Raw genomic sequence first — 18,045 nt, 5'->3', positions numbered from 1 at the left:
TTGTCATTTTTAATTTGTCATTTGTCATTTGTCCTCTCTTACAAAGTTCTGATCGGAGGAAACCTCCGCTCAGACTTTGCGCTTTGTCATTTGTCGTTACTAAGAACCAATGACTAATGACTCTTGACTAGTGACGAACTTTGGCAAGGTGTCGTACCAAATCTCTTTTGGAAAGGGAAAATCTGGATAGCCGACTCGCAACAAGCACAAGCCTTGGGGCGGTGCGGCGTATTTTACTTCTTCCCGACGTTGTTCTTTCCAGAGTTCGGTGAAACTAGGGAGTGTCCGTTGTCCAGAGCCTACTTGTACCAGCATCCCTACCAACAGCCGTACCATGCCATACAAAAATCCATCTGCCTGTATTTCAATATGGATAAATGGCCCACTGCGACGACACTCTGCTGCTTGCACCTCTACCCAGGAATGCGATCGCTTAGAGCCTGCACGGTGAAAAGCAGCTAAGTGATGCTTTCCCAACAGAGGTTTTAGGGCAGCTTGAATTAAGGATTCATCCAGGGGCGCATAATAATAATGCCAACTGAAGGGTCTTACAAACAAGTTAAGGCGATCTTCAGTGTATATTGTGTAGCGATACCGCCGATAGACTGCACTAAAGCGAGCGTGCCAACGGTTATCTACACTAGCTGAAGCCCTAATTAATATATCTGGCGGCAGATAGCTGTTGAGGATTGTTGCCCACTTGTGAGGCGGAATTAAACCTGTTGCGTCAAAATGGGCTACTTGAGCAGCAGCGTGGACTCCAGAATCGGTTCGCCCCGCACCGTGTAATGTCACATGATGCCCAAGAATAGTAGTGATCGCAATTTCGATCTCTTCTTGGACAGTCCGGTGGTTTTTTTGCCGTTGCCAGCCATGAAAATGAGTGCCTAGGTATTGGATTACCAAGGCTACTCGATGAGTTTGTGTCGGCTGGTGGCTTTCTAACATACAGATTTTGTCATTTGTCATTTGTCCTTTGTTATTAACTAATGACCAATGACTAATGACTTAAACCAATTCAATTACTGCCATTTTTGCATTATCACCCCGACGCGGTACGGTATGCAGGATGCGGGTATAACCGCCCTGGCGATCGCCATATCGAGTTGGAGCTTGCTCAAATAGAGCGTGAACCAGTGGTTTGTCGAAGATATAGCCAAGAGCTTCCCGGCGTGCTGCCAAGGAGCCATTTTTGGCTAGGGTAATCATTTTTTCAACTTCACTTCGCAGAACTTTTGCTCTAATCAAAGTAGTGGTGATCTTACCATGACGGATCAACTCGGTGGTGAGCGATCGCAGTAAAGCACGGCGCTGATCGGCTGGTTTACTGAGTTTTTTGACGCGACAACGGTGACGCATAATTATGCACTATGAATTATGAACGGTTTTTCTTAAGGGTGTTTAGAGCCTCTTTCCATTGGCAGGGTGATGCCCAAGCGTCGCTGCAAAGCTTCCACGACCTCTTCTGCTGACTTCTGACCAAAGTTCTTAATTTCTAAGAGGTCTTCTTGGGTATAATCCAACAAATCTGCCACAGAGTTAACTTGTGCCCGTTTAAGACAGTTATATGCCCGCACAGAGAGTTGCAACTCTTCGATCGGTATCTGAGCAGTTGGGTCGTCTGGAATATGTGAACCTGTGTCTGTTGGTTCCAGGGAGATGTCTTTCAACGGGTTGAATAAATCTACCAAGATCCCAGCGGCCGAGGATAGTGCTTCTTGGGGGGAAATACTGCCATTTGTCCAAACTTCCAACAGTAGTCGGTCTTTTGGGATCAAGCCTTCCCCACGAGATTCTTCAACACTATAGTTGACTTTTCGCACTGGCATAAATATTGAGTCGATTTGGAGAAAGTCCAACGATGTGGCTTCCTCACGTCCTCGCTCTACAGTGCGATAGCCTTTGCCTTTTTCGATCCGAAATTCCATTTCCAGTTTTCCTCCCTCAGCTAGGGTGGCTACATACTGAGTTGGATCGATGACTTCTACTTCACTAGGTAAATCAAAATGTGCCGCAGTGATAGTTGCTGGACCGTTAACAAGTAATCTACCAATTTGGGGTTGCGAGGAATAGTTTTTTAGAATGACTTCCTTCATTTTCATGAGGATTTCCAGTACATCTTCCCGCACACCCGAAACTGTAGCAAACTCGTGTGAAACGCCTGCAATCCGCACTGCTGTAACTGCTGTACCTTCTAGATTGGACAGTAAAACCCGCCGCAGTGCGTTGCCAACCGTTGTTCCTTGACCACGATCTAGAGGTTCTAGAACAAATTTACTGTAATGGTTCCGACTTTCATCAGTATTCGACTCTACACATTCAATCTGAAACTGCGCCACGGATGAGCCTCCCTTTTTCTAAGGTGCTGCTAGCAGACAAATCAATTGCCTCCCGAATTGACTGCCAATTTTCGATTTTGGATTTTGGATTTTGGATTGTGCTTCTTTGGTTCATGCTCCGCCTCTTGTAGGCACAACAAATCTTAAATCATCAACTTAAAATCCACGAGGCCCTGTACCCTTGTAGTTGGGTTCAATCTAAAATCGCAAATCTAAAAATCCAAAATTGATTGATAATATTTTGGGTAGCCCGAAGTTTAACAGCTTTCCCTGCGGGAAAATCTGACGCGCTTCTGGTCGCCCAAGCTTTCACCCAATGACAGTTTGCACGTTAGACGCCCAAGCTGTCATTGCAAGTAACTTTACTTGGTTTGGTTGTAACTTCTCGTCTTCATTGCCCAAGTCTTGATGTTTAAACTCGACGGCGCTTGGGTGGACGACAACCATTGTGAGGAATAGGGGTAATATCCCGAATGAGTGTAATTTCCAGTCCTGCTCCTTGAAGTGCCCGGATAGCGGTTTCTCTACCTGCTCCTGGCCCACTGACCATTACCTCAATCTGGCGCATTCCTTGATCAATGGCTCTACGGGCTGCACTTTCAGCAGCGGTTTGCGCTGCAAAGGGAGTTCCCTTTTTTGCTCCCTTAAAACCGCTAGAACCTGCACTAGCCCAGGAGATGACATCTCCATTTTGATCGGTAATGGTGACAATGCTATTGTTGAAAGTAGACTGGATGTAGGCCATCCCATTAGGTACGTTCCGCTTCTGCTTTTTGCTCCCGGATTTTTTAGTTGGTTGTCTCGCCATACTTGTTTAGTTGATTTTAGGTAAAACTTGCTCTGATAAGCAAGCGTTGCAAATTTATTTCCCTGGAGCCTTCTTCTTACCAGCCACTGTCTGCCTTCTCCCTCGACGGGTTCTAGCATTTGTGCGAGTTCTTTGTCCTCTGACTGGTAAGCCCATCCGATGACGACGCCCTCTGTAAGTACCAATGTCAACTAAGCGCTTGATGTTCAAAGACTCCAAGCGCCGCAAGTCGCCTTCAACTTGATAGTTGCTTTCTATTTCCCCTCGCAGGGCTGTTACATCGGCATCACTTAAGTCCTTAACGCGGGTGTCTGGGTTTACACCAGTAGCCGCTATAATTTCTTGAGAGCGTGATAACCCAATTCCGTAGATGTAAGTCAGACCGATCTCGACGCGCTTATCGCGTGGAAGGTCTACTCCGGCAATACGTGCCACAATGAACTCTCCCTATTGTTCTCGCAATTACTGTTGTTTGAAAAAACGTGATTAATCGCGTCTTTTCGTTTTAATGATCATATGCGTGTTACAACTCACTCTATTGGTAAGAGGACTATCCTTGACGTTGCTTGTGCTTGGGGTTCACGCAAATCACCATCACACGACCACGACGTTTGATCACGTTACACTTTTCACAGATTTTCTTGACTGAGGCTCTAACTTTCATGCCTTTTATTTTCTGACTCCAAATATTAAATTATAGCATTTCTAGGGAAATTAATCCACTTAATTGACTAGTAAACAGTCCACAAAATGGTTTTATGGTAAAATTTCTACATATACTTACTTCTTTCGTAGTCGATAGGTAATTCTGCCTTTAGTCAAGTCGTAAGGAGTTAACTCTACCTTGACGCGATCGCCGGGCAAAATCTTGATATAATTGCGGCGAATCTTGCCGGAAATGTGAGCCAGCACGTTAAATCCATTGTCCAAGTCAACGCGAAACATCGCATTAGGCAAGGACTCTGTAACCGTGCCTTCCATTTCAATTAAATCTTGCTTAGACAATTTGTTTTTTCCTCAACTCAACAATCTCCTGTTCAGTTGCAGCACTTCATCTGCAAGAGAACACACTTTAAGAAATATATCAACAGTTTATTAATATATCTTAGCTAAAATGGATCTGCTTCTTAGTAGGGGGAGTGGGGAGTAGTGAGTGGTGAATCCTCTACTCCTTTTTCTCAAGTTAGGAAGTTATTACCTGTTGCAGTTCACCAGTGACATCTTCTTGGGACTGATTGCCATTAACTGTTAAAAGTTTTTGGCGATCGCAGTAATAATCAATTAAGGGTGCAGTTTCAGTGCGGTACACTTCTAACCGACGGCGAATCACCTCTTCGGTATCATCTTTTCGTCCTCTAGCTAGCAAACGTGCAATTACAACTTCATCTGGTGCATCTAGATTGACTACCCTTTCGCCACTCTGATGTATTGTTTCCAGCAATTCTTCTAGAAAAGCCGCTTGCGTCACTTTGCGGGGAAAACCATCAAGAATCCAACCATTTTTTGCATCTGGTTGGCCAAGGCGTTCCTGTACCAAGTCCTGCACTAGCTGGTCAGGGACTAACTCGCCGCTATTTACATAGTTTTGAGCCTTGATGCCCAAATGAGTCTGCTCTTTCATGGCTTGCCTTAATATTTCACCCGTAGAAACATGGGGAATATTCAAGTGTTCAGCCAAAGTTTGAGCTTGTGTTCCTTTACCAGCTCCAGGCGGTCCCAAGAAGATTAGTCGCGTCACTATTGTTTCACCATTCCTTCATAGCGCTGAGAAATCACGTAAGTTTGGATTTGTCTTGCCGTATCAATCGCCACACCTACTAGAATTAACAAAGAGGTAGCACCCAATCCTTTAAATGTGGGTACTCCTAAAGCTCTTTCCACACCTGTAGGGATAATAGCAACGAGTCCCAAAAAGATCGCCCCCAAAAAAGTGAGTCGGTTTGACACGCGCTCGATATACTCACTAGTTGCTTTGCCCGGACGAATGCCAGGAATACTAGAACCCATTTTTTTCAAGTTCTGCGCCACATCTACTGGGTTGAGAATCAACGAAGAATAGAAATAGCTGAAGAAAATGATAGAAATCATGTAGACCAAGGCATAGACCCAAGAGCCAGAACCGCTTGGACTTAGATAAGTGTTAATTATATTTGCCAATTCGGCATTCTTAGCGAAATTAGCAATCAGCAGTGGCAAACTGAGGATGGCCGCGGCAAAAATAATTGGCATCACCCCGCCTTGATTTAGCCGCAAGGGTAAAAAGCTACGTTGTTCTGCCAAAACTCGACGACCTACTTGGCGACGAGCGGAAATAATTGGGATGCGGCGCATTCCTTCCTGCACAACCACAATACCAACAATGGTTGCCAGGAAAACTAAGATCAGTACTATGACGCGACCCACTGTTTCCCGACCGCCGACTTGCACCAAATCGATAGTATCGCCTAAAGCTTTTGGTAATGACGCGACAATGTTGACAAAAATCAACAATGATGCTCCATTTCCAATACCACGTTCTGTAATTAGTTCTGATGTCCACATTACGAACATGGAACCAGCAGTCAGAGCGATCGCAGTTTCAGCTACAAAGATTGGCCCTGGATTTAAGGCAAATTGCTGGAGGAATAATGCCGAAAAAGCTGTACTTTGAAGAATCGCCCAACACACAGTCACATAGCGCGTAATTTGCGATATTTTCCGCCGACCCGCTTCACCTTCATTTTTCTGTAAATTTTCTAAAGAAGGAATTGCCGCAGTGAGCAATTGGATGATAATGGACGCATTAATAAAGGGTAAAATCCCTAAAGCAAAGACCCCCAAAGTCGAAAGTCCGCGCCCAGAAAATATATCCAATAAACCGAATATGGAATTATTGCCCGATATGGCATCGTGAAACCGCTCTCTATTAATCCCTGGTACGGGCAAAAAGATGCCCAGGCGAACCAAAATTAAAATACCGACGGTGACAAGCAGCCTACCTCTGAGGCCAGCTGCTTGTGCCATCTGCATAAAAGTTTCTTGAGCCGTTGGGGCTTTATCTCGACTGATCATAGAGTGCTACCTTTATAGTGAACCAGGCGCTGACAGCGAGTTGGCTTGCATTTAAGTGCGCTGTTCCGGCTCACTCATAAGACTTCACAACTCCCACCAGCTGCCTCAATTTTGCTACGAGCTGTACCTGTGAAAGCTGCCGCTTGTACCTTGAGCGGAGTGCTCAATTCCCCGTTACCTAAAATTTTCAACGGTCCCTTGACAGCAGTAAGGATACCTGCTGCTTTCAAGGAGGTCAAAGTTACTTCCGTATTAGCGGGAAGGGAGGCTAGCTTCTCTACATTAATCGTAGTGTAAATTTTCCGATTCACAATCGGAAAGCCCTTCAGTTTGGGTAAGCGGCGGTACAATGGCTGTTGACCACCTTCAAAACCTGGTCGAGTACCACTACCAGAGCGAGATTTTTGACCTCGCATACCTAGACCAGCACTGGCACCTTGACCGGCAGAAATACCCCTAGCTACACGCTTCTTGCGTTTCTTTGAGCCTTTTTGCGGCTTAACATCGTTGAGTCTCATGATGTAGTTAGTACTTGTTTACACAAAAACTCTGTAAGTGCGACTCTACTAAATGTAGAGACTTTCAATAGGAATACCGCGATCTTCGGCAACTTCAGAAAGAGTCCGCAGTGTAGATAAGGCATTGACTGCGGCTCTAGCATTATTGAGCGGATTATTGGAGCCAAGTTGCTTGGCTAAGACGTTACGAACTCCTGCCAATTCCAACACAGTCCGCACAGCACCACCAGCAATTACCCCAGTACCAGGTGAGGCTGGACGCATAATCACTTTTGCACCGCCACCGACACCATCAATGGGATGGGGGATGGAGTTGGATTTGGTGATTGGGATGTCAATGAGGTGTTTTTTACCGTCGGCTACGCCTTTTTTGACTGCACCAATTACATCTGAGGCTTTGCCTACTCCTACACCAACTTGACCGCGTTCGTTACCGACGACAACGATCGCCCGGAAGCTGAGTTTTTTACCACCTTTGACCACCTTACTCACGCGTCGGATTTGGATCACGCGTTCTTGCCAGGTGGTTTCTTCTTTTTTGGCACGTTTTGTTCTACTTTTACGCTCTGTTGCCATAATTTAGTGCTTTGGTGAACGTCATTTGTGAGCCACTCGCTCAGAGGGGTTTCCCCCATGAGTAACTGGCGTTAGCGAAGCGATAGCGACGTAGGAGCGTCACCCGAAGGGTCAGTTGTCATTTGTCCTTTGTCTAATGACTAATGACCAATGATTAATGACTTTAGAAATCTAAACCAGCCTCGCGTGCTGCATCAGCTAGTGCTTTGACACGACCATGATATAAATTACCACCGCGATCAAAGACTACTTTGGTGATGCCTTTTTCTAGCGATCGCACTGCGATCAACTTACCAACCTGCACTGATGCGTCACGGTTTGCACATGACGCTAAACTAGATTTCAACTCTGGTTCTACAGTCGATGCTGCCACTATGGTTTGATGCTGAGTATCATCAATTACCTGGGCATAAATATGCTCATTTGAACGAAATACCGCTAAACGCGGACGTTCTTGGGAGCCAATAACTTTGCCACGAACACGTCGATGACGACGGTTTTTTGATTCTCTACGAGTAAGTTTCATTTCTACTTCTTACCACCCTTACCAGTCTTACCAGCTTTCCGTCTAACCACTTCACCGGCATAGCGAATGCCTTTACCTTTGTAAGGTTCTGGTGGACGAACGGCACGAATTTTGGCGGCTGTGTTACCTACTATTTCTTTGTCATAGCCGCTGACAATGACATTAGTGGTACCTTCTACTGCAAACTGAATTCCATCTGGGGGAGCAATTTGCACCTGATGGCTGTAACCCATATTTAAAACTAGGTTACGCCCTTGAACTTGTGCCCTGTAACCAACACCTTGAATTTCCAAACGGCGCTGAAAACCTTGGGAGACTCCCTCGACCATATTCGCAACTAAAGTGCGGCTCAAGCCATGCAGCTGCTTTGAGGTACGAGTTTCATCCCGACGATTTACCTGTAATATTTCTCCTTCTTGGGAGACTGAAACATTAGCTGTTAAAGTGCGAGAAAGTTCTCCTTTCGGGCCTTTCACCACAATATTCGCACCATCAATCGCCACTTGGACTTTGGCGGGAATAGTAATTGGACGTTTACCAATACGAGACATAACTTTTGTCCTTTATCCTGTTATGAGTTATGAGTTATCAGTTATCAGTTACGCCTTATGTTCCATAAGCATTTCTGGGTCTAACCAAAACATAGCTTGAACAACGTTGACGGCAACATAAGGATTTCAACGCCTAATTCAGATTAAACGTCAGTTATCAGTTTTTATAACTAACTCCTCACTCCTAACTCCTCACTTCTGGTGACTACCAAACGTAACAAAGCACTTCGCCACCCAAGTTCTGACGCCGCGCTTCGCGGTCAGTCATAATGCCACTGGATGTAGAAATAATCGCAATGCCAATGCCACCTAGTACCCTTGGTAATTCTTTTCTATTGGAGTAAACACGCAAGCCAGGCTTACTCACTCGCTTTAAGGCGGTGATTAGAGGCTGACGATTCTTACCTTTGTACTTCAGGGAAATCACCAGATTGTGCTTTACCCCTTCTTCTGCTTCTTCAATTTCAGCAATAAAGCCTTCCTCCCGTAGTACTTTGGCAATACTCCGGGTCATTTTTGTAGCTGGCACTTGTGTAGTTTGATGCCGCGCCAGGTTGGCATTGCGGATGCGCGTCAGCATATCTGCAATTGTGTCGTTAGCCGCCATCGTTCCCTCTATAGATGAACTTATTGATCGCGAAAGGGCATTCCTAATTCTTTAAGTAAGGCGCGTCCCTCTTCGTCGTTTGTTGCTGTGGTGATGATAGAAATATCCATCCCACGTACTTGATCGATGCTGTCGTACTCGACTTCTGGAAAAATTAGCTGTTCTCTCACACCCAGAGTGTAGTTACCACGTCCGTCAAAGCTTTTAGGACTAACGCCGCGAAAATCTCGAATTCTAGGTAATGACAGGCTAACTAGTCGGTCGAAAAAGGCATACATCCGTTCGGCTCTGAGGGTAACCATGATCCCCACAGGCATCCCTTGACGAATTTTAAAGCCAGCGATTGCCTTTTTCGCCCGCGTCACCACTGGTTTTTGACCAGTGACCAGCGAAATTTCGTTTATGGATGCTTCCAGCGACTTCGCATTTTGAGCTGCTTCACCCAAACCTCGGTTAACAGTAACCTTTACCAACTTCGGTACTTGATGAACGTTGGTATATTGAAACTGATTGATCAGTTTGGGGACGATTGTCTCTTGATATAAGCTTTTGAGTCTTGTTGTCGCCATAATTTTTTGTCCTGATATCCCTGGGCTTGGTCAGGGAACTTTTAATTTTGGATTTTAGATTTTGGATTTTGGATTAAATTTAAAATCTAAAATCTCAAGTTAGCTAATTCTTATTTATCAAGAAGTTCACCAGTTTTCTTGAGTTTTCTGACTTTTTTGCCTTCTGAGGTAAAGGTATAACAAACACGACTGGCAACGTTTTGCTTGGTAGAATAAAGCATCACGTTGGAGCTATGAATCGGGAATTCCTGGGTGACAATCCGCCCTGATTCTCCTTCTTGCTGGGGTTTGACGTGCTTGGTTTTAATGTTGACACCTTTGACGACAACTTTACTCAGTTGGGGAAGTGCCTGGATAATTTCACCAACTTTTCCTTTGTCTTTGCCAGCAATCACTTGTACGGTGTCGCCAGTTTTGACGTGCATTTTGTGGAATACTTTGGGCGTACCCTGTTTGGTTGCCATTAAAGCACCTCCGGAGCCAGAGAAACAATTTTGGTAAAGTTTTTATCGCGCAGTTCCCGGGCAACTGGGCCAAAAACTCGTGTGCCTCTAGGGTTTCCATCTTTGTTGATGATCACAGCGGCGTTATCATCAAAGCGAATACTCATGCCGCTGTCACGACTTACGGCTTTACGAGTCCGGACAATTACTGCTTCCACGACATCAGACTTTTTTACAGCCATGTTGGGTGTAGCATCTTTGACAACGGCGATAATTTTATCACCAATGAAACCATAACGGCGGTTGCCTCCACCTAGGATGCGGATGCACATTAGTTTACGGGCACCGCTATTATCTGCGACATTCAGGTAAGTCTGGGGTTGAATCACAATTATTCTCCCTTGTAATGTTGTTAGAAACTAACAACGATGAGGTTTAAGTAGGTTTGACGTTCAGGACTTCTGTGATTTTCCAGCGCTTGGTTTTACTCAGGGGTCTAGTTTCCTGAATGCGAACGCGATCGCCTACTTTACACTTATTTTCTTCGTCGTGAACTTTATATCGTTGGGTATTAACCACAATCTTGCCGTACTTGGGGTGAGGAGCGCGGTTTTCTATGGCAACTACCACAGTTTTTTGCATTTTATCGCTCACTACCAAGCCAACTCGTTCTTTAACTGCCATAATCTCCTACTTTTCTTCTTTAGCCGATTGACTTGCTGCCCGTTTACGTTCTGTCTCTAGCGTTAGCAATTGGGCTAGACGGTGTCGGATTTGTCGGAACTGGTGGGGCTTTTCTAGTTGTCTGGTGGCTTTTTGCAAGCGCAACTGAAATAGTTGTCTTTTGATAGCGACAATTTCCTCAGAGAGTTTATCGTCACTTAATTCTCTAGCTTCTGAAATCTTGGGAAGAGGCATAAGCTACTCCTGCTCCTGTGGTTGAGAGCGCACAATAAACTTAGTTTTTATGGGTAGTTTAAATGAAGCCAAACGCATAGCTTCACGGGCGATTTCTTCAGAAACCCCACCAATTTCAAACAAAATTCGCCCTGGCTTGACTACAGCTACCCAAAACTCTGGCGAACCTTTACCGGAACCCATCCGGGTTTCAGCAGGACGCATGGTTACAGGTTTATCAGGGAAAATCCGAATCCAGATTTGTCCGCCCCGACGAATATAACGGGTCATTGCTCGACGAGAAGCCTCGATTTGCCGCGAGGTAATCCAAGCAGGCTCTTGCGCTTGGAGTGCAAAATCACCGAAGTTAAGGGTGCTGCCACGGGTGGCTAGTCCCTCCATCCGTCCGCGCTGTTGTTTGCGGAATTTAGTTCTTCTAGGGCTTAACATGATTGGCTACTGGGTACTGGGCATTGGCCAAACAGGGCAAACAGAGACATTGGGCATTGTCAGTTTTCTATGTCTTATGCGCCATGTCCTATTGCCTTTTTATCCTTCATTTGAGCGGTCTTCAAATTGCTGACGACGACGTTGTTGTTGACGACGACGGGGTTCACGCTCGCGATCGCGGGGATCGCGTTCACGATCGCGGCTTGCAGGTGGTAGTGGAGTTTCTTCCTGTCCAGGAATAATTTCTCCCTTAAACACCCATACTTTGATACCCAAAATGCCGTAAACAGTTTTTGCCGTGCAATAAGAGTAGTCAATGTCAGCCCGTAAGGTATGTAAAGGGACTCTACCTTCACGAGTCCACTCTGTCCGGGCAATTTCTGCACCGTTGAGCCGACCACTGACTTGGATTTTAATCCCTTGCACACCAGCGCGTTGGGCCCGCTGAATCGATTGCCGCACTACCCGGCGAAAGGAAACCCGGCGTTCCAATTGTTGAGCAATGTATTCAGCAATTAGGTAGGCATCAGCATCAACTCGTTGGACTTCAACTACGTTAATGCGAATTTGGCGATTACTACCCAACAGTCCTTGGAGTCCGGTACGCAAGGATTCGATGCCTTGCCCACCACGACCCACTACTACGCCTGGTCTAGCTGTGCGTACTTCTAAGTCGATTTGGTCGGCTTTGCGCTCAATTCGTACCTCAGAAATACCGGCGTTATTTTGAGCAAGTCTACCCAGCTTTTGTTCTATGTATTGACGGAGTTTGTGGTCTTCTTGTAAAAGTTCTGGATAGCGATCAGGAACAGCAAACCAACGGGATTGATGTTCATGTGTAATACCCAGGCGAAAACCAACTGGATGAATCTTCTGTCCCACGAATGCTTCCTCTAAGATTTCTTACTTTACGCAATTTATTCGTATAAGCGTGCTTATTTTTCTGGGGCAGCTGCAACAGCCACAGTAATATGACACGTCGGCTTGCGAATTTGGTAAGCTCGACCTTGCGCCCTTGGTTGGAACCGCTTAAGCGGTGGACCTTGATCGGCGTATGCCTGAGTAATTACTAGTTGAGTCCGATCTAAACCAGCGTTGTGTTCGGCATTGGCAGCAGCGCTTCTGAGAACCTTCAATATGGGTTCAGTGGCGCGATAGGGCATGAATTCCAGAATGATTAACGCTTCTCGGTACGATCGCCCCCGAATTTGATCGAGTACCCGACGCACTTTGTAGGCCGAGATGCGGATAAAACGAGCGATCGCCTTCACTTCAGTAGTATTAGTAGCCATAATTTTCTCCAATTTTGTCATTAGTTATTAGTCATTTTTCATTTGTCTTTAAGCTCATTATTAATGACTAATAACTAATAACTACCTACCTGCTTTTTTGTCGCTTTTCCCATGACCTCTGTAGGTGCGTGTTGGGGCAAATTCCCCCAATTTGTGTCCCACCATCTGTTCATTTACAAAAACTGGAACGTGTTGACGTCCGTTGTGAACAGCTATGGTATGACCTACCATTAGGGGCAAAATTGTAGAAGCTCGTGACCAAGTTTTAATAACTTCTTTTCTGTTGTTGTCGTTGAGCTTTTCAATTTTCTTTAGGAGATGATCCGCAACGAAAGGACCTTTTTTTAGAGAACGACCCATAATTTAATTTTGGATTTTGGATTTTGGATTTTGGATTTTGGATTTAGAATTTCGGATTTTGGATGATTAGGTATCTCACTGGGGTAGAAAATTTGAGAATTTTAATGTAAGTAGACCCCAATCTAAAATCTAAAATCCAAAATCTAAAATTCTATGATTCACGACCACCACGACCACGTTTGGAAGACTTACGGCGACGGCGCACAATCAATTTGCTGCTAAGTTTCTTGCGATTGCGTGTCTTCGCGCCCAATGTGGGTTTACCCCAAGGTGTAACAGGTCCCGATCTACCGATGGGCGCCCTACCTTCACCACCGCCGTGTGGGTGATCTACGGGGTTCATGACGCTACCTCTAACCTTTGGACGGCGACCTTTCCAGCGATTTCGCCCTGCTTTACCTGCACTCAGGTTTCTAGCATCGGTGTTACCTACTTGCCCAATGGTGGCGTAACACTCGCGTCGAATCAAGCGGACTTCTCCTGAAGGCAACTTAAGAGTTACATAATTACCTTCTTTTGCCACAACTTGAGCGATCGCACCAGCAGCACGCACGATTTGACCACCTTTACCAGGAGTCAGTTCTACGTTGTGAACACCAGTACCCAAGGGAATCTTCGAGAGCGGTAAAGCATTACCATCTTCAAAGGGAGCCTCAGGCCCAGCAATAATTATTGTTCCAACTTTCAACCCGTTGGGGTGGAGGATGTACCGTTTTTCGCCGTCTTGATAATACAAAAGGGCAATTCGGGCATTGCGGTTAGGATCGTATTCAATCGCTGCGACTTTGGCAGGAATATTATGTTTATCCCTTTTAAAATCGATGATCCGGTAAAGTTGTTTGTGTCCGCCACCCCGGCGACGACTAGTAATTCGCCCGTGATTATTCCGACCTTTGGCGCGATGCTTCGAGGTAGTTAGGGATTTCTCTGGCTCGGTTTTTGTAATTTCCGCAAAGTCAGATATTGTAACTTGGCGAGTGCTGGGGGTATAAGGGCGGTAAGAACGAGTACCCATAATCTATTTTTGATTTTGGATTTTGGACTTCGGCTTCTCTTACGAGACGCTTTTGCGTTCGCTCAGTCGAACGATTTTGGATTTACTTAATTTCGGATTTCGGATTTTTGATTTAATGAGTGTTTAACTAATTGCGACCATCTTTGGTAATTATTGAGTAAACTCTTCAATCTAAAATCTAAAATCTAAAATTTAAAACTGCTAGACTTCTGGGAATAAAACTTGTCTAATCTTGTCTTCATCCCCAGGTGCAACGGTAATAATGGCTCGCTTATATTGGGGCTTATAACCAATAAATTTCCCAACGCGCCGCTTTTTACGCGGTGGTAATATGGTGTTGACTTTTACAACCTTGACCTGAAACAAGTCTTCGATCGCAGCTTTGATTTCTGGCTTAGATGCCTTTGGAATTACTTCAAAGGTGTACTTATTCTGCTCCATTAGGATGGTCGCTTTCTCGGTGACAATTGGGCGACGCACTAAGTCGGCAAGGTCACGGGGGTCAAAGCTAGGCACTGTAGACCTCCTGAATTTTTTCTAGGGCTGATGCCGTAACTACAATCTTGTCAGCGTGCAGTAAATCAAAAACATTTAGCTGGTCGGCTGCAATTAGTTTTAAATTTTCAATGTTGCGGGCTGACAAATATACGTTATCTGTATCCACAATCTCAGACAAAATTAACAGCGACTTGTTTTCTAATGACACTCCCCAACGGGCAAGCGCTGCCACTAAGTCTTTAGTCTTCGGGCGAGAGAACTCGGTGCCAAATTCTTCTACTACGATCAAGTCCTCATTGCGGCTTACAAATGCTGTCCGTAGTGCTAAACGTCGCTCTTTACGGTTCAACTTGAGGTCAAAGTCTCTGGGCTTTGGTCCAAAGATCACACCACCACCACGCCACAGCGGTGAACGAATAGACCCTGCACGAGCGCGACCAGTACCTTTTTGTCGCCAAGGTTTACGACCGCCGCCTCTGACCTCCGAACGAGTTTTTGTACTGGCATTTCCTTGACGAGCATTGGTCAATTGCCGTACTAAGGCGCGGTGCACGATATGAGACGCTGTTTCTTCCTTGGCAACGCGCAACTCGAAGGTCGTCTCGCCGACCTGTTCTCCTTGCCAATTTTTAACTACGCTTTCAACCATGTTTGTTATTTGTCCTTTGTCCTTTGTCATCTGTCATTGGTCTTTTGCCATTTGTCCTTAGCCAATGACTACTGACTAATGACTTTTGACTATCCCACTATTTTTGCAGGCACAATACTTACTAGAGCGCCCGGTTTACCAGGAATGGCTCCCTTAATTAGCAATAAGTTGCGTTCTACATCAACTCGCACGATGGTCAACTTACGGATTGTGATGCGTTTGCCACCTAAACGTCCTGCCATCCGCTTACCTGGATAGACACGACCTGGTGTTGTACCAGCACCAATAGAACCAGGCGCTCTATGGTTTTTGGAACCGTGTGACATGGGTCCTCGACCAAAGTTGTTGCGCTTCTGGTTACCCGCAAAGCCGCGACCAATGCTTGTGCCGGCGACATCGACAATTTGACCCGCACTAAAAATATCTGCTTTAATCTGTTGACCTAAAGCATAATCACTAGAACTATCAGTGTGATATTCATTTAGGTGACGCAATGCTGGGGCAGATGATTTAGCCAAATGACCCAGTAGTGGTCTGTTTAGTGCCTTTGGTTTAACTTCGCCATAACCAACTTGAATGGCAAAGTAACCGTCGGTTTGTTTCGTTTTAACTTGTGTAACAGTGCATGGCCCTGCTTGAATGACAGTGACAGGAATGGCTACTCCTGCTTCGTCAAATATTTGGGTCATGCCCAGCTTGGTGCCGAGAATACCTACAGACACAGTAACTGGTTCTCCTTTCTACTTGCTGACCTTGGAATTGGACTTTAGAGGACACGCTTTGTACGCATCAGTTTAGGCTGAATTAACCTGCGAAATTTGGAATGGCTTAAATAAACCGCTCCAAATACTTTGGGACACAACAAACCGTGTCCGTACTGCTTGGTGAATCTGTTTAGCTTCACTCAATAGATCACCAGAACAGCCACAAGTCTCTTCCTGTTAGGAAGGAGTAACTTCTGGAATCAATGCAAGGCGCTACAGCTTTAAACTGTGTGCAGCAATGCTTTCGTCCAAGCAATTGCTCTGGCACTTTCTGGAGGCAGCGCTGTCGGCGGGCTTTCCGATTGATACACGCCCAAAGGGCGGCTTCCCGGAGTTTGGCTACTGCCGTGTTGCAGTTGGACTTAAGCGGTTTTTACCGCCCAGTATCCGTTAACTGAGACTAACGTAACGCCATGAAACCAACATCGCTGCTCAGTTTTTACTTCCTTAAACACCTTAAACTATTGCTTAAGATTTTGCCTGCTTTTTCACAGGCACAGGAGTAAATTTACCCTGGAGCTTAGGATTGGCTTTGGTTCTTCGTCCAGAAGCTCCAATGTTGACCTAAAAGCTTTCTTAGTTTACCAGTCTATTGATCAATCTAAGTTAGTTTTATCCTGTTTTGATTAAATCATCAGCTTTTGATACTAACACTACCTCAGAATGACAGTAAGAAGGCAATCCAATTTGCGTGTTTGGTCACAATCTAATAATATAAATTATTTATTTATGTTTGTCCAGTAATTTATAGAGTTATTTTTGGAGAGTAGGGAGCAGGGGAGAAGAGTTTTCCCCAATACCCAATACCCAATGCCCGAAGAAAATGCTTTAACTTAATCTATGAGTTCAGGGTAAATAATAGAGATATCTGAGTGGGATAAGACGAAAATCTATGGCACTAATTACTACTGGCAACGGTTTAATCCGCGATCTGGAAAAATTTGGCGCTCTTGGAGTGTATGTACCTCTGGAAGGGGGTTATGAAGGTCGATATCAGCGCCGACTACGCGCAGCTCGGTATACCACGCTCCACATTACTGCTAAAGGACTAGGGGACGTAGCTGCGTATCTCACAAGAATTCATGGAGTCAGACCTCCTCATCTTGGCAAAAAAAGCACTGGTAACGGTGCAGCAGTAGGTCATGTGTACTATTTGCCACCAATTCTCAATTCTCATCTAGAACAGCTACCACCAAAGTCAAAGGGGCTGGTGTTGTGGATTATTGAAGGGCATATTCTTTCCAATGAGGAACTTGAGTATTTAACAAATTTGCCTCAGCTAGAACCACGAGTAAGAGTAATCATTGAGAGAGGTGGCGATCGCGCCTTCCGTTGGACTTCTCTAGAAAAAACTCTGTTAGCTAGCTAACACTTACAAAAGTTAGGAGTTAAAAATTTAAAACTCCTAACAGACGTGATTAATCGCGTCTCTACTCCTAACTCATAATTCTCTCAGCATTTCAATAATGCTGAGTCGAAAACCACAAGATGCAAATAACCGCCGTGCAGTCTCGTTAGCAACTGCTGTATCTAGACGAATTTGCTTGACGCCCATCTGATGAAAGCGTTCAATACTTAGCATCACCATCTGCCGCGCAATTCCGTTTTGGCGATATTCCGGCTCAACCCAGATATCATGAATAAAAGCAAATTCCTGTAACCGATAAATTGGTATTTCTCGCTCGATTGTCGCCACCAGAAAAGCTACAAGTTGCGCTTCATCTTCAGATACTAGAAAGACGCTGCGCTCGTTATTTGCCAAACGCGTCAACCATTGTTCATAACGCTGTTCTGGATTCGGCAGAAAACCATACTTAGCAGAATCCCAAGACTCATGCAAAGCAGAAATTTTGGCAACCATTGGTAAAATTGCGGGTACGTCAGCTGTTGTGGCGGGGCGGATCAGCATAAGTTCTGGAATTTGTTGCAGAAACAGTATAAGTGGATGTCTGGAATGGTTATAAGATTTAGAGACTATGGCAAACGGCTTTCTGATTTTGAGGAAGAAATTTTAGCTTTTTGCCCCCGATGCGATGCCTACGGCGGGCTGCGCCTACGCACTGCCAAGGTATTAACTCTTGCCAGTCGCTTACCCTGATGGATCAAGCTTACGCAACATCAAGAAAAAATTT

Annotated in this window: 31 protein-coding genes; 2 read left to right on the top strand and 29 right to left on the bottom strand. The window is 45.2% G+C overall.

The window, feature by feature from the left end; genetic code table 11:
- Positions 1-99 precede the first annotated feature (99 nt).
- From truA to rplC, 28 genes are all read right to left on the bottom strand, one after another.
- Positions 100-948, bottom strand: a complete 849-nt coding sequence (gene truA, locus V7K21_RS15920) for a tRNA pseudouridine(38-40) synthase TruA (protein ID WP_335175849.1) — start codon at positions 946-948, stop codon at positions 100-102.
- 60 nt (positions 949-1,008) lie between these two features.
- On the bottom strand, positions 1,009-1,359 hold the full coding sequence (gene rplQ, locus V7K21_RS15915) for a 50S ribosomal protein L17 (protein WP_335175775.1): 351 nt from the start codon (positions 1,357-1,359) through the stop codon (positions 1,009-1,011).
- Positions 1,360-1,391: 32 nt separating this feature from the next.
- Positions 1,392-2,339, bottom strand: a complete 948-nt coding sequence (locus V7K21_RS15910; RefSeq protein ID WP_273765775.1) for a DNA-directed RNA polymerase subunit alpha — start codon at positions 2,337-2,339, stop codon at positions 1,392-1,394.
- Positions 2,320-2,454, bottom strand: coding sequence for a hypothetical protein (locus V7K21_RS15905; protein WP_273765776.1), 135 nt, complete (start codon positions 2,452-2,454; stop codon positions 2,320-2,322). The genes V7K21_RS15910 and V7K21_RS15905 overlap by 20 nt, the downstream gene beginning before the upstream one ends.
- Positions 2,455-2,751: 297 nt before the next feature.
- On the bottom strand, positions 2,752-3,147 hold the full coding sequence (gene rpsK, locus V7K21_RS15900) for a 30S ribosomal protein S11 (protein ID WP_010998331.1): 396 nt from the start codon (positions 3,145-3,147) through the stop codon (positions 2,752-2,754).
- 54 nt (positions 3,148-3,201) lie between these two features.
- The gene (gene rpsM, locus V7K21_RS15895) at positions 3,202-3,582 is read right to left on the bottom strand and encodes a 30S ribosomal protein S13 (RefSeq protein WP_069070762.1); all 381 of its coding nucleotides are present in this window, start codon (positions 3,580-3,582) and stop codon (positions 3,202-3,204) included.
- 115 nt (positions 3,583-3,697) lie between these two features.
- Complete coding sequence (rpmJ, locus tag V7K21_RS15890; RefSeq protein WP_015129703.1) at positions 3,698-3,811, bottom strand: 50S ribosomal protein L36; 114 nt, start codon at positions 3,809-3,811, stop codon at positions 3,698-3,700.
- Positions 3,812-3,927: 116 nt separating this feature from the next.
- The gene (gene infA, locus V7K21_RS15885) at positions 3,928-4,152 is read right to left on the bottom strand and encodes a translation initiation factor IF-1 (RefSeq protein WP_006276978.1); all 225 of its coding nucleotides are present in this window, start codon (positions 4,150-4,152) and stop codon (positions 3,928-3,930) included.
- 178 nt (positions 4,153-4,330) lie between these two features.
- A complete protein-coding gene (locus V7K21_RS15880) occupies positions 4,331-4,885 on the bottom strand; it encodes an adenylate kinase (RefSeq protein ID WP_335175773.1) in 555 nt (184 codons plus the stop codon).
- A complete protein-coding gene (gene secY, locus V7K21_RS15875; protein WP_335175771.1) occupies positions 4,885-6,198 on the bottom strand; it encodes a preprotein translocase subunit SecY in 1,314 nt (437 codons plus the stop codon). The genes V7K21_RS15880 and secY overlap by 1 nt, the downstream gene beginning before the upstream one ends.
- A gap of 74 nt (positions 6,199-6,272) precedes the next feature.
- Positions 6,273-6,716, bottom strand: coding sequence for a 50S ribosomal protein L15 (gene rplO, locus V7K21_RS15870; RefSeq protein ID WP_273765821.1), 444 nt, complete (start codon positions 6,714-6,716; stop codon positions 6,273-6,275).
- Positions 6,717-6,764: 48 nt separating this feature from the next.
- Complete coding sequence (rpsE, locus tag V7K21_RS15865) at positions 6,765-7,292, bottom strand: 30S ribosomal protein S5 (protein WP_273765822.1); 528 nt, start codon at positions 7,290-7,292, stop codon at positions 6,765-6,767.
- A gap of 163 nt (positions 7,293-7,455) precedes the next feature.
- Positions 7,456-7,818, bottom strand: coding sequence for a 50S ribosomal protein L18 (gene rplR, locus V7K21_RS15860; RefSeq protein WP_335175769.1), 363 nt, complete (start codon positions 7,816-7,818; stop codon positions 7,456-7,458).
- A 2-nt stretch (positions 7,819-7,820) separates the two neighbouring features.
- Complete coding sequence (gene rplF, locus V7K21_RS15855; RefSeq protein ID WP_335175767.1) at positions 7,821-8,369, bottom strand: 50S ribosomal protein L6; 549 nt, start codon at positions 8,367-8,369, stop codon at positions 7,821-7,823.
- Positions 8,370-8,574: 205 nt separating this feature from the next.
- Complete coding sequence (gene rpsH, locus V7K21_RS15850; RefSeq protein ID WP_012410712.1) at positions 8,575-8,976, bottom strand: 30S ribosomal protein S8; 402 nt, start codon at positions 8,974-8,976, stop codon at positions 8,575-8,577.
- A 20-nt stretch (positions 8,977-8,996) separates the two neighbouring features.
- Positions 8,997-9,545 (bottom strand): 50S ribosomal protein L5, encoded by a 549-nt coding sequence (gene rplE, locus V7K21_RS15845; protein WP_335175765.1) that lies wholly within the window; start codon positions 9,543-9,545, stop codon positions 8,997-8,999.
- 110 nt (positions 9,546-9,655) lie between these two features.
- Positions 9,656-10,009 carry a 50S ribosomal protein L24 gene (gene rplX, locus V7K21_RS15840; protein WP_335175763.1) on the bottom strand — a complete coding sequence of 118 codons (354 nt, stop codon included), beginning with the start codon at positions 10,007-10,009 and terminating at the stop codon, positions 9,656-9,658.
- Positions 10,009-10,377, bottom strand: coding sequence for a 50S ribosomal protein L14 (gene rplN, locus V7K21_RS15835; protein ID WP_069070772.1), 369 nt, complete (start codon positions 10,375-10,377; stop codon positions 10,009-10,011). Before rplN ends, rplX begins: the two co-directional genes overlap by 1 nt.
- 46 nt (positions 10,378-10,423) lie before the next feature.
- Entirely contained in the window at positions 10,424-10,672 is a 249-nt protein-coding gene (rpsQ, locus tag V7K21_RS15830) for a 30S ribosomal protein S17 (RefSeq protein ID WP_100901244.1), read from the bottom strand.
- Between the two features lie 6 nt (positions 10,673-10,678).
- Positions 10,679-10,906 (bottom strand): 50S ribosomal protein L29, encoded by a 228-nt coding sequence (gene rpmC, locus V7K21_RS15825; protein WP_335175761.1) that lies wholly within the window; start codon positions 10,904-10,906, stop codon positions 10,679-10,681.
- A 3-nt stretch (positions 10,907-10,909) separates the two neighbouring features.
- On the bottom strand, positions 10,910-11,335 hold the full coding sequence (gene rplP, locus V7K21_RS15820) for a 50S ribosomal protein L16 (RefSeq protein ID WP_273765839.1): 426 nt from the start codon (positions 11,333-11,335) through the stop codon (positions 10,910-10,912).
- Between the two features lie 99 nt (positions 11,336-11,434).
- Complete coding sequence (gene rpsC / locus V7K21_RS15815; RefSeq protein WP_298905700.1) at positions 11,435-12,217, bottom strand: 30S ribosomal protein S3; 783 nt, start codon at positions 12,215-12,217, stop codon at positions 11,435-11,437.
- 53 nt (positions 12,218-12,270) lie between these two features.
- Entirely contained in the window at positions 12,271-12,627 is a 357-nt protein-coding gene (gene rplV / locus V7K21_RS15810; protein ID WP_069070777.1) for a 50S ribosomal protein L22, read from the bottom strand.
- 81 nt (positions 12,628-12,708) lie between these two features.
- The gene (gene rpsS, locus V7K21_RS15805; protein ID WP_012410721.1) at positions 12,709-12,987 is read right to left on the bottom strand and encodes a 30S ribosomal protein S19; all 279 of its coding nucleotides are present in this window, start codon (positions 12,985-12,987) and stop codon (positions 12,709-12,711) included.
- 151 nt (positions 12,988-13,138) lie between these two features.
- Complete coding sequence (gene rplB, locus V7K21_RS15800) at positions 13,139-14,002, bottom strand: 50S ribosomal protein L2 (protein ID WP_273765845.1); 864 nt, start codon at positions 14,000-14,002, stop codon at positions 13,139-13,141.
- A gap of 201 nt (positions 14,003-14,203) precedes the next feature.
- Entirely contained in the window at positions 14,204-14,518 is a 315-nt protein-coding gene (locus tag V7K21_RS15795) for a 50S ribosomal protein L23 (RefSeq protein WP_179068331.1), read from the bottom strand.
- Positions 14,511-15,149: a 50S ribosomal protein L4 gene (gene rplD / locus V7K21_RS15790; RefSeq protein WP_335175847.1), complete on the bottom strand. Its 639-nt coding sequence runs from the start codon at positions 15,147-15,149 to the stop codon at positions 14,511-14,513. Before rplD ends, V7K21_RS15795 begins: the two co-directional genes overlap by 8 nt.
- Before the next feature lie 89 nt (positions 15,150-15,238).
- Positions 15,239-15,871 (bottom strand): 50S ribosomal protein L3, encoded by a 633-nt coding sequence (gene rplC, locus V7K21_RS15785; protein ID WP_298905714.1) that lies wholly within the window; start codon positions 15,869-15,871, stop codon positions 15,239-15,241.
- A 934-nt stretch (positions 15,872-16,805) separates the two neighbouring features.
- Here rplC and V7K21_RS15780 point away from each other — a divergent pair.
- The gene (locus V7K21_RS15780; RefSeq protein WP_335175759.1) at positions 16,806-17,282 is read left to right on the top strand and encodes an NAD(P)H-quinone oxidoreductase subunit N; all 477 of its coding nucleotides are present in this window, start codon (positions 16,806-16,808) and stop codon (positions 17,280-17,282) included.
- A gap of 72 nt (positions 17,283-17,354) precedes the next feature.
- Here V7K21_RS15780 and V7K21_RS15775 read toward each other — a convergent pair whose 3' ends face one another.
- Entirely contained in the window at positions 17,355-17,822 is a 468-nt protein-coding gene (locus V7K21_RS15775) for a GNAT family N-acetyltransferase (protein ID WP_335175757.1), read from the bottom strand.
- A gap of 45 nt (positions 17,823-17,867) precedes the next feature.
- Between V7K21_RS15775 and V7K21_RS15770 the strand changes: the two genes are divergently transcribed.
- Complete coding sequence (locus tag V7K21_RS15770; protein WP_335175755.1) at positions 17,868-18,011, top strand: hypothetical protein; 144 nt, start codon at positions 17,868-17,870, stop codon at positions 18,009-18,011.
- Positions 18,012-18,045: the final 34 nt, after the last annotated feature.

Origin of the sequence: Nostoc sp. (assembly GCF_036919595.1) — a bacterium.
In the GTDB taxonomy this organism is placed as follows: Bacteria; Cyanobacteriota; Cyanobacteriia; order Cyanobacteriales; family Nostocaceae; genus Nostoc.
This window is presented reverse-complemented; position numbering and strand designations above follow the sequence as displayed.

Excerpts from the sequence above, each read along its gene's own strand:
- V7K21_RS15905 (WP_273765776.1), bottom strand. The coding sequence starts at position 2,454 with ATGAACCAAAGAAGCACAATCCAAAATCCAAAATCCAAAATCGAAAAT.
- V7K21_RS15780 (WP_335175759.1), top strand. The coding sequence starts at position 16,806 with ATGGCACTAATTACTACTGGCAACGGTTTAATCCGCGATCTGGAAAAA.
- rplR (WP_335175769.1), bottom strand. The coding sequence starts at position 7,818 with ATGAAACTTACTCGTAGAGAATCAAAAAACCGTCGTCATCGACGTGTT.
- rplB (WP_273765845.1), bottom strand. The coding sequence starts at position 14,002 with ATGGGTACTCGTTCTTACCGCCCTTATACCCCCAGCACTCGCCAAGTT.
- rpsE (WP_273765822.1), bottom strand. The coding sequence starts at position 7,292 with ATGGCAACAGAGCGTAAAAGTAGAACAAAACGTGCCAAAAAAGAAGAA.
- rpsH (WP_012410712.1), bottom strand. The coding sequence starts at position 8,976 with ATGGCGGCTAACGACACAATTGCAGATATGCTGACGCGCATCCGCAAT.
- rplO (WP_273765821.1), bottom strand. The coding sequence starts at position 6,716 with ATGAGACTCAACGATGTTAAGCCGCAAAAAGGCTCAAAGAAACGCAAG.
- rpsK (WP_010998331.1), bottom strand. The coding sequence starts at position 3,147 with ATGGCGAGACAACCAACTAAAAAATCCGGGAGCAAAAAGCAGAAGCGG.
- V7K21_RS15770 (WP_335175755.1), top strand. The coding sequence starts at position 17,868 with ATGGTTATAAGATTTAGAGACTATGGCAAACGGCTTTCTGATTTTGAG.
- rplE (WP_335175765.1), bottom strand. The coding sequence starts at position 9,545 with ATGGCGACAACAAGACTCAAAAGCTTATATCAAGAGACAATCGTCCCC.
- rplF (WP_335175767.1), bottom strand. The coding sequence starts at position 8,369 with ATGTCTCGTATTGGTAAACGTCCAATTACTATTCCCGCCAAAGTCCAA.
- rplP (WP_273765839.1), bottom strand. The coding sequence starts at position 11,335 with ATGTTAAGCCCTAGAAGAACTAAATTCCGCAAACAACAGCGCGGACGG.
- truA (WP_335175849.1), bottom strand. The coding sequence starts at position 948 with ATGTTAGAAAGCCACCAGCCGACACAAACTCATCGAGTAGCCTTGGTA.
- rplQ (WP_335175775.1), bottom strand. The coding sequence starts at position 1,359 with ATGCGTCACCGTTGTCGCGTCAAAAAACTCAGTAAACCAGCCGATCAG.
- rplV (WP_069070777.1), bottom strand. The coding sequence starts at position 12,627 with ATGGCTACTAATACTACTGAAGTGAAGGCGATCGCTCGTTTTATCCGC.
- rpmC (WP_335175761.1), bottom strand. The coding sequence starts at position 10,906 with ATGCCTCTTCCCAAGATTTCAGAAGCTAGAGAATTAAGTGACGATAAA.
- rpmJ (WP_015129703.1), bottom strand. The coding sequence starts at position 3,811 with ATGAAAGTTAGAGCCTCAGTCAAGAAAATCTGTGAAAAGTGTAACGTG.
- rpsQ (WP_100901244.1), bottom strand. The coding sequence starts at position 10,672 with ATGGCAGTTAAAGAACGAGTTGGCTTGGTAGTGAGCGATAAAATGCAA.
- rplX (WP_335175763.1), bottom strand. The coding sequence starts at position 10,009 with ATGGCAACCAAACAGGGTACGCCCAAAGTATTCCACAAAATGCACGTC.
- V7K21_RS15775 (WP_335175757.1), bottom strand. The coding sequence starts at position 17,822 with ATGCTGATCCGCCCCGCCACAACAGCTGACGTACCCGCAATTTTACCA.
- secY (WP_335175771.1), bottom strand. The coding sequence starts at position 6,198 with ATGATCAGTCGAGATAAAGCCCCAACGGCTCAAGAAACTTTTATGCAG.
- rplD (WP_335175847.1), bottom strand. The coding sequence starts at position 15,149 with ATGGTTGAAAGCGTAGTTAAAAATTGGCAAGGAGAACAGGTCGGCGAG.
- rpsS (WP_012410721.1), bottom strand. The coding sequence starts at position 12,987 with ATGGGTCGTTCTCTAAAAAAAGGTCCTTTCGTTGCGGATCATCTCCTA.